Origin of the sequence: Citrobacter sp. Cpa228 (genome assembly GCF_030333085.1) — a bacterium.
In the GTDB taxonomy this organism is placed as follows: Bacteria; Pseudomonadota; Gammaproteobacteria; order Enterobacterales; family Enterobacteriaceae; genus Citrobacter; species Citrobacter pasteurii.
This window is the reverse complement of sequence record NZ_JAOWGQ010000050.1, coordinates 102,261-121,995: the sequence shown is the minus strand read 5'-3', so window position 1 is coordinate 121,995 and position 19,735 is coordinate 102,261. Positions and strand designations below refer to the sequence as shown.

19 protein-coding genes and 1 pseudogene are annotated in these 19,735 nt (G+C 50.7%); 10 read left to right on the top strand and 10 right to left on the bottom strand.

What is annotated here, in order from left to right:
- Both mobB and mobA read right to left on the bottom strand, forming a co-directional pair.
- A partial coding sequence (gene mobB / locus OGX91_RS13780) for a molybdopterin-guanine dinucleotide biosynthesis protein MobB (RefSeq protein ID WP_286626544.1) occupies positions 1-478 on the bottom strand: 478 nt, incomplete at its 3' end.
- Complete coding sequence (mobA, locus tag OGX91_RS13775) at positions 460-1,044, bottom strand: molybdenum cofactor guanylyltransferase MobA (RefSeq protein WP_155022031.1); 585 nt, start codon at positions 1,042-1,044, stop codon at positions 460-462. The genes mobA and mobB, both read right to left, overlap by 19 nt.
- A 69-nt stretch (positions 1,045-1,113) precedes the next feature.
- Between mobA and OGX91_RS13770 the strand changes: the two genes are divergently transcribed.
- The 3 genes from OGX91_RS13770 (at position 1,114) to dsbA (ending at position 3,086) form a co-directional block, all read left to right on the top strand.
- A complete protein-coding gene (locus OGX91_RS13770; protein WP_003028616.1) occupies positions 1,114-1,383 on the top strand; it encodes a YihD family protein in 270 nt (89 codons plus the stop codon).
- A gap of 76 nt (positions 1,384-1,459) precedes the next feature.
- On the top strand, positions 1,460-2,446 hold the full coding sequence (locus OGX91_RS13765; RefSeq protein ID WP_199947752.1) for a serine/threonine protein kinase: 987 nt from the start codon (positions 1,460-1,462) through the stop codon (positions 2,444-2,446).
- Positions 2,447-2,462: 16 nt separating this feature from the next.
- On the top strand, positions 2,463-3,086 hold the full coding sequence (gene dsbA, locus OGX91_RS13760; protein WP_003028621.1) for a thiol:disulfide interchange protein DsbA: 624 nt from the start codon (positions 2,463-2,465) through the stop codon (positions 3,084-3,086).
- A 12-nt stretch (positions 3,087-3,098) separates the two neighbouring features.
- Here the strand turns inward: dsbA and yihG are convergent, their stop codons facing one another.
- Positions 3,099-3,953 (bottom strand): 1-acylglycerol-3-phosphate O-acyltransferase, YihG family, encoded by an 855-nt coding sequence (gene yihG, locus OGX91_RS13755; protein ID WP_233614764.1) that lies wholly within the window; start codon positions 3,951-3,953, stop codon positions 3,099-3,101.
- Here yihG and OGX91_RS13750 point away from each other — a divergent pair.
- The 3 genes from OGX91_RS13750 (at position 3,847) to spfP (ending at position 7,399) form a co-directional block, all read left to right on the top strand.
- Positions 3,847-4,092, top strand: coding sequence for a hypothetical protein (locus OGX91_RS13750; RefSeq protein ID WP_223237011.1), 246 nt, complete (start codon positions 3,847-3,849; stop codon positions 4,090-4,092). The two genes, yihG and OGX91_RS13750, sit on opposite strands and share 107 nt — an antisense overlap.
- A 306-nt stretch (positions 4,093-4,398) precedes the next feature.
- Positions 4,399-7,185, top strand: coding sequence for a DNA polymerase I (polA, locus tag OGX91_RS13745; protein WP_199947749.1), 2,787 nt, complete (start codon positions 4,399-4,401; stop codon positions 7,183-7,185).
- A 166-nt stretch (positions 7,186-7,351) separates the two neighbouring features.
- Positions 7,352-7,399 carry a small protein SpfP gene (spfP, locus tag OGX91_RS24225; protein WP_071892919.1) on the top strand — a complete coding sequence of 16 codons (48 nt, stop codon included), beginning with the start codon at positions 7,352-7,354 and terminating at the stop codon, positions 7,397-7,399.
- A gap of 119 nt (positions 7,400-7,518) precedes the next feature.
- On the opposite strand, the gene yihA is transcribed toward spfP, so the two are convergent.
- On the bottom strand, positions 7,519-8,151 hold the full coding sequence (gene yihA, locus OGX91_RS13740) for a ribosome biogenesis GTP-binding protein YihA/YsxC (protein WP_103771976.1): 633 nt from the start codon (positions 8,149-8,151) through the stop codon (positions 7,519-7,521).
- Between the two features lie 260 nt (positions 8,152-8,411).
- Between yihA and OGX91_RS13735 the strand changes: the two are divergent.
- From OGX91_RS13735 to hemN, 3 genes and pseudogenes are all read left to right on the top strand, one after another.
- Positions 8,412-8,546 (top strand): annotated as a pseudogene (locus tag OGX91_RS13735) (hypothetical protein).
- Between the two features lie 168 nt (positions 8,547-8,714).
- On the top strand, positions 8,715-9,224 hold the full coding sequence (yihI, locus tag OGX91_RS13730; RefSeq protein WP_005121849.1) for a Der GTPase-activating protein YihI: 510 nt from the start codon (positions 8,715-8,717) through the stop codon (positions 9,222-9,224).
- 188 nt (positions 9,225-9,412) lie between these two features.
- On the top strand, positions 9,413-10,786 hold the full coding sequence (hemN, locus tag OGX91_RS13725; RefSeq protein ID WP_005121847.1) for an oxygen-independent coproporphyrinogen III oxidase: 1,374 nt from the start codon (positions 9,413-9,415) through the stop codon (positions 10,784-10,786).
- Between the two features lie 89 nt (positions 10,787-10,875).
- On the opposite strand, the gene OGX91_RS13720 is transcribed toward hemN, so the two are convergent.
- The 4 genes from OGX91_RS13720 to glnA form a co-directional block, all read right to left on the bottom strand.
- Positions 10,876-10,986: a YshB family small membrane protein gene (locus OGX91_RS13720; protein WP_086523820.1), complete on the bottom strand. Its 111-nt coding sequence runs from the start codon at positions 10,984-10,986 to the stop codon at positions 10,876-10,878.
- A 112-nt stretch (positions 10,987-11,098) separates the two neighbouring features.
- Positions 11,099-12,508, bottom strand: a complete 1,410-nt coding sequence (glnG, locus tag OGX91_RS13715) for a nitrogen regulation protein NR(I) (protein ID WP_040233111.1) — start codon at positions 12,506-12,508, stop codon at positions 11,099-11,101.
- A gap of 10 nt (positions 12,509-12,518) precedes the next feature.
- On the bottom strand, positions 12,519-13,568 hold the full coding sequence (gene glnL / locus OGX91_RS13710) for a nitrogen regulation protein NR(II) (RefSeq protein ID WP_199947748.1): 1,050 nt from the start codon (positions 13,566-13,568) through the stop codon (positions 12,519-12,521).
- 281 nt (positions 13,569-13,849) lie between these two features.
- Positions 13,850-15,259: a glutamate--ammonia ligase gene (gene glnA, locus OGX91_RS13705; protein WP_006686119.1), complete on the bottom strand. Its 1,410-nt coding sequence runs from the start codon at positions 15,257-15,259 to the stop codon at positions 13,850-13,852.
- Between the two features lie 379 nt (positions 15,260-15,638).
- Here glnA and typA point away from each other — a divergent pair, with 379 nt between their 5' ends.
- On the top strand, positions 15,639-17,462 hold the full coding sequence (typA, locus tag OGX91_RS13700; protein WP_003028641.1) for a ribosome-dependent GTPase TypA: 1,824 nt from the start codon (positions 15,639-15,641) through the stop codon (positions 17,460-17,462).
- A gap of 70 nt (positions 17,463-17,532) precedes the next feature.
- Here the strand turns inward: typA and ompL are convergent, their stop codons facing one another.
- Both ompL and OGX91_RS13690 read right to left on the bottom strand, forming a co-directional pair.
- A complete protein-coding gene (ompL, locus tag OGX91_RS13695; protein WP_040233095.1) occupies positions 17,533-18,225 on the bottom strand; it encodes a porin OmpL in 693 nt (230 codons plus the stop codon).
- Positions 18,226-18,291: 66 nt separating this feature from the next.
- A complete protein-coding gene (locus OGX91_RS13690) occupies positions 18,292-19,713 on the bottom strand; it encodes an MFS transporter (protein ID WP_199947747.1) in 1,422 nt (473 codons plus the stop codon).
- Between the last annotated feature and the right edge of the window lie 22 nt (positions 19,714-19,735).

Below are 19,735 nucleotides of genomic sequence, written 5' to 3'. Positions count from 1 at the left end.
GTATATCGTTGATATCTAACAATGGCACATCCACCGCCAGCGGAACATCACTGGCAACTGCGATAACATATTCGTCTATCGCCAATTCCTCAGGACTGTGCCCGCAACCGTCGCGAAACAGCACGATCTTAGCGACAGGTTCATGCTTAAAGCCCTCAACCAACACCATATCCAACGTTGAAGCGTCCATCCGGCTTACCAGATACGCTAAATCCAGTTCTGGCTCTTCCGGTGTTTCTACCATTAACGCCCATCGTTGCTGGCTGGCGACTAGCGTTTGTGCAGCACCCGCTTTACGAAGCTCATAGCTATCTTTGCCGGGTTTATCGACATCCATATTGTGATGAGTATGCTTAATTAATCCGGGACGTATACCTCTGGCACGTAGCTCCGGAATCAATTTTTTGAGCAGAGTGGTTTTTCCCGTTCCGCTCCATGCTGCAATGGCGAGTAATGGGATCATGATTTTTCCTGCCATTTTGCGAGTTCTTCGGGGGTGTTCACGTTCACGAACGCATCTTTGTGATCGCTGAAATCGACGGCATGGCCGCCAGCCTGGCGCATAAAGACCATAACGCGTCTTTCACCGGACTGAAGATAATCCTGCAGTAAGGGCTGCATGGAGCGGTGCATCAGCGCAATGGTCGGATGATCTCTTTCACCATCATGCACCCAGACAACCGGTGCAGCTTTGCGCTGCTCTTTTAAACGAGCGACCAGATCGTGAGGAATATAGGGCATATCGCACGGGCAGAACAAAAACCATTCCCCCGTTTGTTGCAGGAATACCGACAGCATCCCGGCCAGTGGGCCAGGGAAATCGGCCAATGAATCAGGAATAACTTTCAGGCCGCTTTGCTGGTATATATCCCTGTGGCGATTGGCATTAACCACCACGGTTTCGACCTGCAAAGCGAGAATGTCGGCCACATGTCGCCAAAGAGGTTTACCGTCCAGCTCAAGCAGACCTTTGTCGGTTCCACCCATCCGTCTGGCCTTACCACCTGCCAGCACAACCCCTGTTATTGCACTATCCAGAATCACTGATATCGCCTCTTTTAATGTGGGATTGACCCTGCTAACGTATCCGTATTGAGCCTAAGGAGCACAACCATGAAATGTAAACGTCTGAATGAAGTTATTGAACTCCTCCAGCCGGCCTGGCAAAAGGAACCCGATCTTAACCTGATGCAATTTTTACAGAAACTGGCGCAAGAGTCAGGTTTTGACGGCGAACTGGCGGATTTAACTGATGACATTCTGATCTATCATCTGAAAATGCGTGACTCGGCGAAAGACGCTGTCATCCCAGGTATTCAGAAAGATTATGAAGAAGATTTTAAAACTGCACTACTCCGCGCACGTGGCGTAATTAAAGAGTAAAAGCTTGTAATCGCCGCCACCGAAAGCGCTGCGAAATGATATCCTGAATCATTCGTAGTATTTTCCGGATGATGGGATGAACGACAACGCTTTTAATTTCCAGACGCTACACCCGGATACCATCATGGATGCCCTGTTTGAGCAGGGGGTCCGGGTGGATTCCGGGCTTACCCCGCTTAACAGCTATGAAAACCGTGTCTATCAATTCCAGGACGAAGACCGTCGACGCTTTGTCGTTAAGTTTTATCGCCCTGAACGTTGGTCTGTCGATCAGATCCAGGAAGAACACCAGTTTGCTCTGGAACTGGTGAGCGATGAAGTCCCGGTAGCTGCGCCTCTGGTTCTGAATGGTCAAACGCTGTTGAGCCATCAGGGTTTTCACTATGCGATCTTCCCCAGCGTAGGTGGTCGTCAGTTTGAAGCCGACAACATCGATCAGATGGAGGCCGTGGGTCGCTATCTGGGGCGTATGCATCAGACCGGCTGCAAGCGTACTTTTGCCTTTCGCCCAACGATTGGCCTTGAAGAATACCTGACTGAGCCGCGTAACGTTTTTGAACACGCACCGCTGATCCCATCAGGGCAAAAAGCGGCCTTCCTTAAGGCAACGGATGCGCTGATCGCGCTCGTTACCGATCGCTGGCATACGCGTTTTACTACGTTACGCCTGCACGGTGATTGTCATGCCGGTAATATTCTGTGGCGCGATGGCCCAATGTTTGTCGATTTAGATGATGCCCGCAACGGTCCGGCTATTCAGGATTTATGGATGCTCCTCAATGGCGATAAAGCTGAACAACGCATGCAGCTTGAAACCATTATCGAGGCTTATGAAGAGTTTAGTGAGTTCGACATCTCTGAAATCGGACTGATAGAACCTTTACGCGCTATGCGTTTAGTTTATTATCTTGCCTGGCTAATTCGACGTTGGGCTGACCCTGCGTTTCCAAAAAACTTCCCGTGGTTAACCGGGGAAGATTACTGGCACCGTCAGACCGCGACCTTTATTGAGCAGGCAAAAATTCTGCAAGAGCCCCCCTTACAATTAACGCCAATGTATTAATCGGAGAAACGTGAACATGAAAAAAATATGGCTGGCGCTGGCTGGTATGGTTTTAGCTTTTAGCGCATCTGCAGCACAGTTCCAGGATGGCAAACAATACATCACCCTGGAGAAGCCTGTTGCAGGTGAACCGCAAGTGTTGGAGTTTTTCTCCTTCTACTGCCCGCACTGCTACCAGTTTGAAGAAGTGCTTCACGTGTCTGATAACGTGAAGAAAAAGCTACCGGAAGGCACCAAGATGACCAAGTACCACGTCGAATTTCTGGGGCCTTTGGGGAAAGATCTGACGCAGGCATGGGCGGTTGCTATGGCGCTGGGCGTTGAAGATCAGGTCACTGTTCCGCTGTTTGAAGGGGTTCAGAAAACTCAGACCGTTCAATCTGTTGCAGATATCCGCAAAGTGTTTGTCGACGCAGGTATTAAAGGCGAAGACTACGATGCGGCATGGAACAGCTTCGTGGTGAAATCACTCGTGGCGCAGCAGGAAAAAGCGGCGGCTGATTTGCAGCTGCAGGGCGTTCCGGCGATGTTCGTGAATGGCAAATATCAGGTAAACCCGCAGGGTATGGATACCAGCAGCATGGATATCTTTGTACAGCAGTATGCGGATACCGTGAAGTATCTGGTCGGTCAGAAGTAAAAGAAAAGCCGGTCACTGACCGGCTTTTTTATTTGAGGCTTTAATCGCGTCGAGCAGCGCGTCTTTCTCACTCCACAGTGTGTTTAGCCATAGCTGAAACCGACGCTTGAATCCCTTATCGTTCACGTAATCACCGTGCAACTCTTCATGGATTGGCTCCAGATTCACCCGCACGACAATCCGCGTTAACTTACCGCTCAGCATATCGTAGAACGGTCGGCTGCTGTTTTCCGGATAGCATAACGTGACGTTCAACATTTTATCGAACTGTGACCCCAGGACATTCAAGGCCATCGCAATACCGGCCGCCTTAGGAGGGAGCAGGTTTTGATAGGGTGAACGGGTTTGCTCGCGTTTTTCTTTGGTAAACCGTGAACCTTCAACAAAATTCACAATGGTTGTCGGATGCGCGCGAAATTTCTCGCAGGAACGACGTGTAGTTTCGACATCTTTACCGCGCCGTTCCGGATGACGGAGCAAGTAGCCACGCGAATAGCGTTTCATAAACGGCATATCCAGCGCCCAGCAGGCCAGGCCAATAAAGGGTACCCAGGCTAACTGCTGCTTGAGGAAGTATTTATTCATCGGGATGTGCTTACGGAACAGAACGCAAAGCACAACGATATCGGCCCAGCTGTAATGGTTACAAATGAGCAGATACCAGTTTTTCTTGCTAAGACCTTCCAGCCCTTCGACATCCCACTTCAGTCGTGGATTGAGGTGCAGCAGTAGCGCCAGACCCTCACACCAGCAGTACATCATGAAATTACAGAACACGGAAACCTTGCGCCAGACGACAGGAATGGGCAAAAGGAGTTTTACAACCCCCGCAAGGATGATCGGCACAGAACAAAAAATCGTGACCAATATGGTCAATATGATACTCAGCAACAGCGTTATCGCAGCGAGTATTCTCGTCATAATTAAATTATTCAAAAGGTTAGCCATAGATAGTGCGCTAAATGGGGCGCAAGGGGCTGATTTTATCAGAAAACCAACCAAATGATGGATCTTCCCTGGATAGAAAAAACAGGAATATCTATCCACATCAGGATATAAGCTGTAAAAATGGAATAAAATGCTGTGTCTTTATCTAATGTTTTGAAATTTATATAAAAATATTATGAAGTGATAATTTTGTTGCTACATTTAAAGAGCTGAAAATTATTTATTCACAAAGTTATCCACATCCGTGTTTGCGAGCAACGCAGAAGATCTGCAAAAGTTTTTCGACAAATGCGGCGAAAAACTCATGTTTTCATCCCGTCTGTGGCATCCTTTACCCATAATCTGATAAACAGGCACGGACATTATGGTTCAGATCCCAGAAAACCCACTTATCCTTGTAGACGGTTCATCTTACCTGTATCGCGCATACCACGCGTTCCCGCCGCTGACGAACAGCGCAGGAGAGCCTACTGGTGCGATGTATGGCGTCCTCAACATGCTGCGTAGCTTGATTCTGCAATATCAGCCTACGCATGCGGCGGTGGTATTCGACGCTAAGGGTAAAACCTTCCGTGATGAATTATTCGAACACTACAAGTCGCACCGCCCGCCAATGCCGGACGATTTACGTGCGCAGATTGAACCTCTGCATGCGATGGTAAAAGCGATGGGGCTGCCATTGCTGGCTGTTTCAGGCGTGGAAGCGGACGATGTCATCGGTACGCTGGCACGTGAGGCAGAGAAGGTGGGGCGTCCGGTGCTGATTAGCACCGGCGATAAAGATATGGCTCAGCTGGTGACGCAGAACATCACCCTCATCAACACTATGACTAATACGATCCTCGGCCCGGATGAGGTCGTGAATAAGTACGGTGTTCCGCCTGAACTGATCATTGATTTCCTGGCGCTGATGGGTGACTCCTCAGATAATATTCCGGGCGTTCCTGGCGTGGGTGAAAAAACGGCTCAGGCGCTGCTGCAGGGGCTGGGCGGGCTGGATACTCTCTATGCTGAATCAGACAAAATTGCGGGGCTGACCTTCCGTGGTGCGAAAACCATGGCGGGCAAGCTTGAGCAGAACAAAGAGGTGGCGTACCTCTCGTATAAGCTGGCTACCATCAAAACGGATGTTGAGCTGGAGTTGACCTGCGAGCAGCTGGAAGTCCGTCAGCCGGCAGCAGAAGAACTGCTTGGCTTGTTTAAACAGTATGAATTTAAGCGTTGGGTTAGCGACGTTGAAGCCGGTAAATGGCTACAGGCGAAAGGAACAAAACCGGCGGCAAAACCGCAGGAAACCATCGTCGTCGATGAAACGCGTGCGCAACCAGCCACGGTTCTCTCGTACGATAATTACGTGACGATTCTGGACGAAGAAACGCTGGAAGCGTGGATTGCAAAGCTGAAAAAAGCCCCCGTCTTTGCTTTTGATACAGAAACTGACAGCCTGGATAACATCTCCGCGAATCTGGTTGGCCTCTCCTTTGCTATTGAACCAGGTATGGCTGCGTATGTTCCTGTCGCTCATGATTACCTGGATGCCCCCGATCAGATTTCTCGTGATCGTGCGCTGGCGTTACTGAAGCCACTGTTGGAAGATGAGAACGCGCATAAAGTTGGGCAGAACCTGAAGTACGATCGCGGTATCCTGGCAAACTATGGCATCGAGCTGCGTGGCATCACCTTTGATACCATGCTCGAATCCTACATTCTTAACAGCGTCGCTGGCCGACACGATATGGACAGCCTGTCGGACCGCTGGCTGAAACATAAAACCATCACCTTTGAAGAGATCGCTGGAAAAGGCAAAAACCAGCTGACCTTTAACCAGATAGCATTGGAAGAAGCCGGGCGTTACGCTGCGGAAGACGCCGACGTTACGCTACAGCTGCATCTGAAAATGTGGCCAGAATTACAGCAGCATAAAGGGCCACTGAACGTCTTTGAAAATATCGATATGCCGCTGGTTCCGGTTCTGTCCCGCGTTGAGCGCAACGGTGTGAAAATCGATCCGGCTGTTCTGCACAAGCATTCAGAAGAGCTGACGCTGCGTTTGAGCGAGCTGGAGCAAAAAGCACACGAGATTGCCGGAGAAGCGTTTAACCTTTCTTCCACCAAGCAGTTGCAAACTATCCTGTTTGAAAAGCAAGGTATTAAGCCGCTGAAGAAAACGCCGGGCGGCGCGCCATCAACGTCGGAAGAGGTGCTGGAAGAGTTAGCGCTGGATTATCCGTTGCCGAAAGTTATCCTGGAATATCGTGGGTTAGCAAAACTAAAGTCGACCTACACGGATAAGCTTCCGTTGATGATCAACCCAAAAACCGGGCGTGTGCATACCTCATATCACCAGGCTGTCACGGCGACCGGACGTTTGTCTTCAACCGATCCGAACCTGCAAAACATCCCGGTACGTAATGATGAAGGTCGTCGTATTCGTCAGGCGTTTATTGCGCCAGAAGACTACGTGATTGTCTCTGCGGACTACTCGCAGATCGAGCTGCGTATTATGGCGCATCTCTCGCGCGATAAAGGCCTGCTTACCGCGTTTGCCGAAGGAAAAGATATTCACCGTGCAACGGCGGCAGAAGTTTTTGGTTTACCGCTGGATTCAGTGACCAGCGAACAGCGTCGTAGCGCAAAAGCCATCAACTTCGGTCTGATCTATGGCATGAGTGCTTTCGGTCTGGCGCGCCAGTTGAATATTCCGCGTAAAGAAGCACAGAAGTACATGGATCTCTACTTCGAACGCTACCCAGGCGTGTTGGAATATATGGAACGCACCCGCGCGCAGGCGAAAGAGCAGGGTTATGTAGAAACGCTGGAAGGTCGCCGTCTCTATTTACCGGATATTAAATCCAGTAATGGTGCTCGTCGTGCAGGTGCAGAACGCGCGGCAATTAACGCCCCGATGCAGGGTACTGCCGCAGACATTATCAAGCGAGCGATGATTGCCGTGGACGGATGGCTGCAAACCGAGCAGCCGCGTGTGCGCATGATCATGCAGGTGCACGATGAACTGGTGTTCGAAGTGCACAAAGATGACCTTGAAAGCGTCTCGAAAAAGATCCATCAGTTGATGGAAAACGAGACCCAGATTGACGTGCCATTGCTGGTGGAAGTCGGTAGTGGCGAAAACTGGGATCAGGCGCACTAAGGGTTTACTGAATAACGGCTCTTTTTCGTAACTAAGCAACATAAGATAGAACTTTTTGTGATGTCCATTAGAATTCCCTATGTAAGGAATGAAAAAAAATTACAAAAAATGCTTTCTGAGCTGCTCAAAAAAGAGTAAAGTTATTCACGTAGGGTACAGAGGTAAGATGTTCTATCTTTCAGACCTTTTACTTCACGTAATCGGATTTGGCTGAATATTTTAGCCGCCCCAGTCAGTAATGACTGGGGCGTTTTTTATTGTGCGAAAGAAAAGTTTTGTACATGCTGTAGGCCGGATAAGACGCGCAGCGGCGCCATCCGGCAATACCGTGGGCTACTCCCCGTCCTGCATCTCTTCAACCGGTGCCAGCTCACTAAACCAGCTATCCAGCTTCTGACGCAGTTTGTCCACACCCAGCTTCTTCAATGATGAAAATGCTTCTACCTGCACATCACCGTTAAATGCCAGTACGGCTTCACGCACCATATTCAGCTGTGCTTTGCGGGCACCACTGGCCAGCTTATCTGCTTTAGTCAGTAGAACCAGAACCTGAACGTTGCTCTCAACAGCCCACAGGATCATCTGCTGGTCGAGATCTTTTAGCGGGTGACGAATATCCATTAATACCACCAGACCCTGCAGGCTCTGGCGTTTTTCCAGGTATTCGGCCAGTGCGCGCTGCCATTTACGTTTCATCTCTTCCGGCACTTCGGCATAGCCGTAACCTGGCAAATCGACCAGGCGTTTACCATCCACAACTTCAAACAGGTTGATGAGCTGAGTACGGCCTGGTGTTTTAGAGGTACGCGCCAGACTCTTTTGATTGGTCAGGGTATTTAGTGCACTGGATTTGCCTGCGTTGGAACGGCCAGCAAAAGCCACTTCAATTCCCGTATCAGAAGGTAAATGGCGAATATCAGGCGCACTCATCACAAAATGCGTCTGTTGATAATTCAAGTTAGTCAACGTGGTCGTCTCCATCAATCAAGGCTTTGCAGCGATTATACCTGAACACCAGCAAAAGGCTGGTTTTTCGACGAGTGGGATGTGTAAGTCAAAACCTCGCACTTTGTGAGACATTGCCGATAGTATCTATGCGAGAAAACAGAGTAGAAAATAATATTGATCATGTAAATCAGCATATTACGTTTGGGCTGAATTCTGAAAAGTTGAAATTGTTACCTGGCTTACTTGTGTGTTTATCTTAAGAAGGTAAAGTAGCATCCATAGCGAGGAAGCTGACAGGATAGGCGACTCAGGATGAGGGTCAGGAGCGCCAGGAGGCGAAGACACAGGATTGTCAGGAAGACAAACGTCCGGAGACGTTAGTAAAAGGAAATGGAAACAACACGGAATGTTAGAGGCTAAGGGAAAAACAGGGTGTGTTGATAGCCAACAGGGATTGTAGAGCCCGTAAGGGTTGAGAGTCAGGAAAAAAGGCGACAGATTACTCTGTCGCCTTTTTTCTTTATTTCTGCTAGATTCCGGCGCAATTATATACTGAATAAAACAGCCAAAGACGAATCATGATGAAACCAACTTCTACACCACGCGGTAAAGGTCCTGCAAAAGCGCGTCGTAAAACACGCGAAGAAATTAACCAGGAAGCTCGCGACCGTAAGCGCCAGAAAAAACACCGTGGTCATGCGGCAGGTAGCCGTGCGTCCGGTAGCGAAGGCGCATCTGGTGGCGGAAACCAAAATAAGCAAAAAGATCCTCGTATTGGCAGCAAAACCCCCATTCCATTGGGCGTGACCGAAAAAGTCACCAAACAGCACAAACCGAAAAGTGAGAAACCTATGCTTTCACCACAGGCTGAGTTGGATTTACTGGAAACGGATGAGCGCCTGGATGCGCTGCTGGAGCGTCTTGAAGCCGGAGAAACCCTGAGCACAGAAGATCAGACCTGGGTTGATGCCAAACTGGATCGCATCGACGAGCTGATGCAAAAGTTAGGTCTTTCTTACGATGACGAGGAAGAAGAGGATGAGGAAGAAAAGCAGGAAGACATGATGCGCCTGCTGAAAGGTGGCAACTAACGGTTTTACACCGTGGGTCTTCCCGTCCTGCTTATAACCCTTCCGGTTATATGTTATCTGGTGTGGTTATTCGTTAAACTACAGCGGTTGTCGCGGCGACAGAAGTGGCTGCGCAACCGGCTTTGCACCCGCACTGGGGTTAAGCCGGTACGCCGTACCCGCCAGAGACGCCATCGGAAGGAGTGAGCATGTCTGAACAGCTAATAGACTGGGACCTGGCCCTGATCCAGAAATATAACTATTCCGGGCCACGATATACCTCGTACCCGACCGCGCTGGAGTTCTCTGAAGACTACGGTGCAGAAGCGTTTTTACACGCCGTGGCGCGTTATCCTGAGCGCCCACTTTCGTTATACGTTCACATCCCGTTCTGCCATAAACTGTGTTACTTCTGTGGCTGCAATAAGATTGTGACCCGTCAGCAGCATAAAGCCGATCAATACCTCGATGCCCTGGAACAAGAAATTATTCACCGCGCACCGTTGTTTTCTGGACGGCATGTCAGCCAGCTACACTGGGGTGGCGGCACGCCAACTTACTTAAATAAAGCGCAAATCAGCCGTTTGATGTCGCTGCTGCGTGGTAACTTCAACTTTAACGATGATGCCGAAATCTCGATCGAAGTTGATCCGCGCGAAATTGAGCTGGATGTGCTCGATCATTTACGCGCTGAAGGTTTTAACCGCCTGAGCATGGGGGTGCAGGACTTCAACAAAGAAGTTCAGCGCCTGGTGAACCGTGAGCAGGACGAGGCGTTTATCTTTGCGCTACTGAATCATGCGCGGGAGATTGGCTTTACCTCTACAAATATTGATCTGATTTATGGCCTGCCAAAACAGACGCCGGAAAGCTTCGCCTTCACCCTGAAACGCGTGTCTGAGCTGAATCCAGACCGTCTGAGCGTCTTTAACTACGCGCATCTGCCAACGCTTTTCGCAGCCCAGCGCAAGATCAAAGATGCTGACCTGCCCAGCGCGCAGCAGAAGCTGGATATTCTGCAGGAGACCATCTCTTCACTGACCGACGCCGGCTATCAGTTCATTGGCATGGATCACTTTGCCCGCCCGGATGATGAACTGGCCATTGCTCAACGCAAAGGCGTGCTGCATCGTAATTTCCAGGGTTATACCACCCAGGGCGATACTGATTTACTGGGGATGGGCGTATCGGCCATTAGCATGATTGGCGACAACTACGCGCAGAACCAGAAAGAGCTGAAGCACTATTACCAGCAGGTCGACGAGCAAGGTAACGCACTGTGGCGCGGAATTACGCTGACCCGCGACGACTGCATTCGTCGGGATGTTATTAAGCTTTTGATCTGCAACTTCCGCCTCGACTATGCTGCCGTGGAACAGCAATGGGATCTGAACTTCGCTGACTATTTTGCTGAAGACCTGAAACTGCTGGCGCCACTGGCGAAAGATGGGCTGGTGGATGTGGATGAGAATGGGATTCAGGTTACACCGAAGGGGCGCCTGCTAATTCGTAATATTTGTATGTGCTTTGATGCATATCTGCGCCAGAAAGCACGCATGCAGCAGTTCTCCCGCGTCATTTAACCGGGTTGCCCGGTGGCGCTACGCTTACCGGGCCTACACGTCGCGATAATCTGTAGGCCGGATAAGCGTTAGCGCCATCCGGCACACCTTCAGCTGAACAGCCCAACCAGCGCCGCACACAGCACTGCGGCAACCGCAGTTTGTGGCGTGTGGCTGTCGACTGAGCCGCTCGACAGCAGATTAATGATTGATTCCAGCATGATGACTTCCCCCCATTTGCCGGGCACGATCATACTTAACTCATCGGAACAGTAAAGCGCAAAATAGCAGCAATTTGCGCTCAATGATCAATCTTTACACAGTGATGAATCGTCACTCCATTCCGAGTTCTTTTAACTTGCGCGTCAAGGTATTACGCCCCCAGCCGAGCAAGCGCGCTGCTTCCTGTTTGTGCCCCTGGGTATGACGTAGCGCGGTGGTCAACAGCGTGCGCTCCATTTCCGGTTGAGCCTCAGAAAGCAGGTTTTGATGACCGGAACGCAAGGCTCGGTCTGCCCACTGTGCCAACAGGGTTGCCCAGCTGTCCGGCTGCATGTGTGAAGGCGCATTGGGCACGCTGGCTTCAAACAGTTCGGCCGGTAAGTCCTGAATCAGTACTTCCTGGCCGGCGGCCATGACGGTTAACCAGCGACAGGTGTTCTCAAGCTGACGTACGTTACCCGGCCAGGCCAGACGCGTAAGCGCCGCTTCGGTTTCAGGGTGGAGTTGCTTGGCTTCCACACCCAACTCGCGGGCGGCTTCCTGCAGGAAATGACGTGCCAGACGGGGGATATCTTCCCTGCGCTCACGCAGCGGGGGCAAATGGACGCGAATTACGTTCAGACGGTGGAATAAATCCTCACGGAATTTGCCTTCCTGCACGCGCAGTTCCAGATTCTGGTGGGTGGCTGCGATAATTCGAACATCTACCTTTACGGGCGCGTATCCGCCAACGCGGTAAAACTGCCCATCGGCTAATACGCGCAACAAACGTGTCTGTACGTCCAGCGGCATATCGCCAATTTCATCAAGGAAGAGGGTGCCGCCATCAGCCTGTTCGAAACGCCCCTGACGAATGGTATTTGCCCCGGTAAACGCCCCTTTTTCGTGGCCAAATAGCTCAGACTCGATCAAATCTTTCGGAATAGCCGCCATGTTCAGCGCGATAAATGGCGCTTTGACGCGCGGGCTATGACGATGCAACGCATGGGCGACCAGCTCTTTACCGGTCCCGGACTCTCCGTTAATCAATACGCTGATTGACGATCGGGACAGTCGGCCAATTATGCGAAAGACGTCCTGCATTGCCGGCGCTTCGCCGATGATGTCGGTTGTTGGGCCATTGATCTGAACATTGCGCGGCTGCTGCTGTTCCTGATAATGGCTGATGGCACGTTCGACCAGCGCCACGGCTTCATCGATATCAAAAGGTTTGGGCAGATAATCAAACGCCCCTTGCTGGTAGGCGCTGACGGCAGCATCCAGATCGGAGTGTGCGGTCATTATGATGACCGGAAGCATCGGATGCCGCGCTTTGATCTGTTTTAACAGCGTCAGACCGTCCATGCCCGGCATGCGAATATCCGACAACAGTACGTCAGGCGTTTTGCTGGCCAGCGCGTCCAGCACCTCTTTACCACTTTCAAATGTGGTACAGCTTAGCCCTGCCCCTGCGAGCGCACGTTCAAGCACCCAACGGATGGAACTATCGTCATCAACGACCCAGACTATTCCTCGTTGCATAAACGTCACCTTATTTCCTGATAGGCAGGTAAACCGAGAACTCGGTATGACCCGGCCAACTGGTAAATTCAATTTTGCCGGAATGTTGATCAATTAAATTGCGGGCGATGGATAATCCAAGCCCGGTACCGCCTTCGCGACCGCTGACCATTGGGTAGAACAGCGTGTCCTGCAAATGCGAGGGAATACCCGGACCGTTATCCTCAACATCAATCCGTGCCGCCAGACGATAACGTACGCCGTGCAGCGTGAGCTGAAACGCGGTGCGGGTACGCAGAATGATCTCTCCGCCTTCCGGTCCCAGCGCCTGTAGAGCATTACGCACGATATTCAGCAGAACTTGTTCTATCTGATCCGGATCGTGCAGCAGTTCTGGCAGGCTAGGGTCGTAATCACGAATCAGCGTGACGTTTTCCGGGAGCTCCATTGAGACCAGCGCCACCACACGCTCCGCCACCTTGTGAATACTTTCCGTGACATGCATACCTGGCTGTTGCGGTCCCAGCAGGCGATCAACCAGATTACGCAGGCGGTCGGCCTGCTCAATAATGACTTTGGTATATTCAGTCAACGCCGGATCCGGAAGCGCTTTGCTGAGAAGTTGCGCCGCCCCGCGCAGGCCGCCCAACGGGTTTTTAATTTCGTGTGCCAGACCACGTACCAGATCGCGGGCGGCAATCTGCTGGGCGTGCTGGAGCTGCTCCTGACTCAGACGACGCTGGTTATCCATTGGCGCCATCTCCAGCAGGATAAGGCCATCAGGCAGCCTCTGAGCGGTCACTGAGAGGATATGTGAGTGGCTTTCTATCACCAGCGTCACTTCGTTATCCGTAAAGCCCTGGCCTGCTTCCAGGCTCTCTCGCATCAGTCCGATGTTTAAGGAGAAATAACTCAACAGATCGGGAAGCGGTGTACCAAACAGTTTGCGGGAGCTTTGGGCGAGCAGCTGTTGCGCAGCCGGGTTGGCGTAATGCACCGCCAGCTCATCGTCGACGAGTAAAATGCTGTTGATTAACGAATTAAGGATCTGCCCAGCATCGGGCAGCGTGCCGGTTGCCATTCAGCAGTCTCCTGAAAAGTATTGCACCAATTTAGTGCATTATAGCTTTTTACGCATAAAAAGCGCGAGAAAGCAGGTTGTTAGTGGAGAAAAAAGCCCATCCTGGGATGGGCTACAGATGACTGGCAAACGCAGATGCCGGATGGCGGCTTTACCTTATCCGGCCTACAAGGTGATGTTACCGGTAGGCCTGATAAGCTTGCGCCATCAGGCATCCTATCATTCGCCATCGATCTCAAGCCTGCCTGAGCAGGCTAAAAGTTCCACGGCAACTCAAACGATTAAACGCTGTAGTACAGCTCAAACTCTACCGGGTGCGGAGTCATACGCACACGGTCATCTTCTTCGCGACGCAGCGCAATGTACGCATCGATCGCTTCATTGGTGAACACGCCGCCTGCGGTCAGGAACTCGCGGTCCAGATCCAGTTCTTTCAGTGCTTCTTCCAGAGAACCAGCAACCTGTGGGATTTCTTTCGCTTCTTCCGGCGGCAGGTCATACAGGTTTTTGTCCATGGCTTCGCCCGGGTGGATCTTGTTCTTGATACCGTCAAGACCAGCCATCAGCAGTGCTGCGAAGCACAGGTACGGGTTAGCAGCCGGGTCCGGGAAACGCACTTCAATACGACGCGCTTTCGGAGAAGCAACAACCGGAATACGGATAGAAGCAGAACGGTTACGGGCAGAGTAAGCCAGCATTACCGGCGCTTCGTAGCCTGGGACCAGACGCTTATAGGAGTTGGTGGTCGGGTTAGCCAGGGCGTTGATCGCTTTAGCGTGCTTGATTACACCGCCGATGTAGAACAGCGCCTGCTCAGACAGACCCGCATATTTGTCGCCAGAGAACAGGTTTACGCCGTTCTTGGACAGGGACATGTGGCAGTGCATACCGGAACCGTTATCACCGAACATCGGTTTTGGCATAAAGGTCGCGGTTTTACCGAAACGGTGCGCAACGTTGTGCACCACGTATTTGTAGATCTGAATTTCGTCCGCTTTTTTGGTCATAGTGTTAAAGCGGGTCGCGATTTCGTTCTGGCCAGCGGTCGCCACTTCGTGGTGATGCGCTTCAACAACCAGGCCCATCTCTTCCATGATCAGACACATGGTAGAACGGATGTCCTGAGAAGAATCTACCGGAGGAACCGGGAAGTAACCGCCTTTCACACCAGGACGGTGACCTTTGTTACCACCTTCGTATTTGGTGGAGGAGTTCCATGCGCCTTCGATGTCATCGATAGCCACGTGGGAACCGGAAATAGACGCGCCGAAACGGATGTCGTCAAACAGGAAGAATTCTGGCTCTGGCCCGAACAGAACGGTGTCTGCGATGCCGGTGGAACGCAGATACTCTTCAGCGCGTTTTGCGATGGAGCGCGGGTCGCGGTCATAGCCCTGCAGCGTGCCGGGTTCCAGGATATCGCAACGGATGATCAGGGTTGACTCTTCAAAGAACGGGTCGATGAGTGCAGTCGACGCATCTGGCATCAGAACCATGTCTGATTCGTTAATGCCTTTCCAGCCACCGATTGAGGAGCCGTCAAACATTTTGCCTTCTTCAAAGAATTCGGCATTTACCTGGTGAGCAGGAATAGTGACGTGCTGTTCTTTACCTTTGGTATCGGTGAAGCGCAAATCAACAAACTTCACTTCGTGTTCATTCAGCATCGTCAAAACGTGTTCAGCGGACATACTTACTCTCCCGGATTGGTCGTGGTCGTCGTGGTAACGAAGTCTTCAATTCTGCAAAAATTGGCCGTGTCGCCGTAAAAAATATAAAGCGAAATCTGTGCCAACTTTTAAATTGCCCCTAAAAGGCGTTATCATGCGCACCATCGTGCAAAGGGGCTGCACCATGAAGGTTGTATTGCACCATTATAGTGCTTTAATGTGAACATTAAGCACCATATTGGTGCAAAGCATGTCAGATTACCCCTTTTAACGCTCCGTGAATGTGATCACAAAGAAACTCTGCAATACTTGTTTGCGGAGGATGTTTGTGATCCTGTTTTGTACTGCGATTAATCCGTGTACAATAACGCGCTATTTCTAAAATGCCTGAGGCAAAGTTGTGATCGAAAATTTGCGTAACATCGCCATCATCGCGCACGTAGACCATGGTAAAACGACCCTGGTAGACAAGCTGCTCCAACAATCCGGTACGTTCGATGCACGTGCTGAAACCCAAGAGCGCGTGATGGACTCCAACGATTTGGAGAAAGAGCGTGGGATTACCATCCTCGCTAAAAACACCGCTATCAAATGGAATGACTACCGTATCAACATCGTTGATACCCCGGGGCACGCCGACTTCGGTGGTGAAGTTGAACGTGTAATGTCCATGGTCGACTCCGTGCTGCTGGTGGTGGATGCAATGGACGGTCCGATGCCGCAGACGCGCTTCGTGACCAAAAAAGCCTTTGCCCATGGCCTGAAGCCAATTGTTGTTATCAACAAAGTTGACCGTCCTGGCGCGCGTCCTGACTGGGTTGTTGATCAGGTATTCGACCTGTTCGTTAACCTCGACGCTACCGACGAACAGCTGGACTTCCCGATCGTTTACGCTTCCGCGCTGAACGGTATCGCAGGTCTGGATCACGAAGATATGGCTGAAGACATGACTCCGCTGTATCAGACCATCGTTGATCGCGTACCGGCTCCGAACGTAGACCTTGATGGCCCGCTGCAGATGCAAATCTCCCAGCTGGACTACAACAACTACGTTGGCGTAATCGGCATCGGCCGCATTAAACGCGGTAAAGTTAAACCGAACCAGCAGATCACTATCATTGATAGCGAAGGCAAAACCCGTAACGGTAAAGTCGGTAAAGTCCTGACTCATCTGGGTCTGGAACGTATCGAGAGCGATATTGCCGAAGCAGGCGATATCATCGCGATCACCGGTCTGGGCGAACTGAACATCTCCGACACCATCTGCGACCCGCAGAACGTCGAAGCGCTGCCGGCTCTGTCCGTTGATGAACCGACCGTAACCATGTTCTTCTGCGTAAACACTTCTCCGTTCTGTGGTAAAGAAGGTAAATATGTTACCTCTCGTCAGATCCTTGATCGCCTGAACAAAGAGCTGGTGCACAACGTTGCGCTGCGCGTTGAAGAAACCGAAGATGCGGATGCGTTCCGTGTATCCGGTCGTGGTGAGCTGCACCTGTCTGTTCTGATTGAAAACATGCGTCGTGAAGGTTTCGAAATGGCGGTTTCCCGTCCGAAAGTTATCTTCCGCGAAATCGATGGCCGTAAACAAGAGCCGTTCGAAAACGTAACGCTGGACGTCGAAGAGCAGCATCAGGGTTCTGTCATGCAGGCTCTGGGTGAGCGTAAAGGCGACCTGAAAAACATGAATCCAGATGGCAAAGGCCGCGTACGTCTTGACTACGTGATCCCAAGCCGTGGCCTGATCGGCTTCCGTTCAGAATTCATGACCATGACTTCCGGTACCGGTCTGCTGTACTCCACCTTCAGCCACTACGACGATGTTCGTGCGGGTGATGTGGGTCAGCGTCAGAACGGCGTACTGATCTCCAACGGCCAGGGTAAAGCAGTTGCGTTCGCACTGTTCAGCCTGCAGGATCGCGGTAAGCTGTTCCTGGGTCACGGTGCTGAAGTTTACGAAGGCCAGATCATCGGTATTCACAGCCGCTCTAACGACCTGACGGTAAACTGCCTGACCGGTAAGAAACTGACCAACATGCGTGCGTCCGGTACTGACGAAGCAACGGTTCTGGTTCCGCCGGTTAAGATGACTCTGGAGCAGGCTCTGGAATTCATCGATGACGACGAACTGGTAGAAGTTACCCCAACCTCTATCCGTATCCGTAAGCGTCACCTGACTGAAAACGATCGTCGCCGTGCAATGCGTGGCGCGAAAGAAGAGTAATTAACGCTCTTTCTCAGGTAAGCACAAAAAAGCCGCTGATAATCAGCGGCTTTTTTTATCATCAGCAGTATCAGAAGAAATACTTTGCCCCAACACGAATCTGGTTTTGTTCGCGATGATAAGGTTCAACATTGCGATCTAACCAGCGTAATTCCAGGTAGGGCAACCAGTGTTCATTGATCCGATACTTAAAGGTATTGGTAATTTCCCAGTGATGATCTTTTCCGTTGCTGCTATTGAAGTCATTGACGCGCATAAAATAGTGCGGTTCAAAGGTATAGGAAAATTTATCGGTAATGGCAAAGTTCCAGTAGTTACCTATTTCATAGGTATCATTATTATCCAGGTCACCGTTCAGGTCGGTTGAACTGTAGTTATTATGGTTATATCGGTTACGTACGGTAAGATTAAACCATGGGGTAAATTTATAGTTAACATCCAGATAAGCAGCACCACCGGAACCAGTACTCTTATCGTTTATTAGCCCGCCGGGCTGGATGGTTAATTTATCTGTCGGTTTAAATAACGGATACCAGCCTTCAATTTCGTTATAGCCGTGTTTTAACTCATCCTTGCGTTGCATAGTGTAGGTGTTGGTGAGCATGATGCCCGCGCCCATATCGGAGTTATAGCCGACGCGCATCATCACTTCTATCTGATCGGAAGCCAGATTATATGCTTCGCGGTTCTCGATATAGGCACCCGCAAAAACAGAAGTGGAAACAACAGAGGATAAGAGAATTATTGTATTTAATTTTTTCATGATAAATCCATTTTTTAAGCGTAGGGAGGCCGCCATCCATTAAGATGGAATAAGCGGCAATTATTTTTATACGTTTACAGCAGAGGTTTTCTTTTTATGGCTAATGCGTTCTGGTTGAATGTTATTTTTCTTCCGTTGGCTGATTTCCTCAATAATAAAAGCAAAACGGGCTTCGCTGAGTTTATAAAAGAAGCCCATCGTGATTGCCGCAATAATTGCCAGCCCGCAGGGCCAGAGAAAAATAAGCTGACGCAAACCAAGTAGGGTTGCATCACTCTGGGCGATGTTGGGGATATAACCGATTTGCGTCAGCATAATACCTGGCAGGAAACCGGCCAGCGCTGCGGAAATTTTGCGAGAAAAGGTATAACCCGTATATACCGAGCCTTCCGCACGGATCCCCGTCTTCCATTCGCCATAATCGACCGTATCCGGAACCAGCGCCCAGTTCAGGCTGTTAACAAAAGCGGTTCCGAAGAAGGCCATGCAGGAAAACGTTACGAATAAAAATGACGTACTGCCCCAGAAAAAGTTCAGCACATCGCCGATTGCCCATAACGTCAGACCGCCGAGGTAAACCTGTTTTTTACCGAAGCGTTTTACAGCTGTGGGCACCAGCAGTACCCCAAGCAGAATGCACCCCATGCTGAAAAACCCCATCCAGGAGAGCAGGTGGATATCGTTGAGCACGTACTGGGTGTAATACACCTGGATTGCCAGCTTAATGTTGAATGCCGCCAGCGTGCACAGGTTGGCAATACACAGCACCAGCAGCGGAGGGTTACGGAAAATGGCGCAAAACGACTTGAGAATACTGGGCTTATGATGGTCCGGTACGATTTCGATATAGCGTTCCTTCACACCGCTAAAGCACCACCACATGCTGAATAACCCGCAGACGGAGAAGATCAGTGCGGCAATCAGATAACCCAGCGAAGGCGAACTGACAAATAGCGCCTGAATTGGCATAAAGCCAACGGTACACAGTAACAGGCCTACGGTAGCGCCGCCCTGACGCCAGGCGGCGAGCTGAGCGCGCTCATGCGGATTTTTAGTAATTGCAGGCACCATCGCGCCGTAGGAGCAGTTCATCAGGCTATAGAACAGGCCGAACAGCATGAACAACACCGTCGCCAGCCCGGTTTTCACCGTCAGCGTAAAGCCTGTCGCTAAAAACTGCGCGCTGGCGACGACGGCGACAGGAAATGACGCATACAAAATAAAGGGTCTGAATTTCCCCTTTGCGCCAATATTACGCCTTGAGTCCAGCAATACACCGGTCAACATATCAGTGAAGGCGGTGAAGAACTTCGCCACCAAAAAGATAATCCCACCGTAATACGCCGGCATCCCTAGTTCATCGGTATAAAATTTAAGCAGATACAGCGTGCCGATACACAGCATCAAATTTGAGCCGAAGTCACCCACTCCGTAGGCGAATTTTTCACGCAGGCTCAGTTTTAGCGTTAGCGGATCATGAAAAGACATAATCGCTCCTCAATAGCGCCCC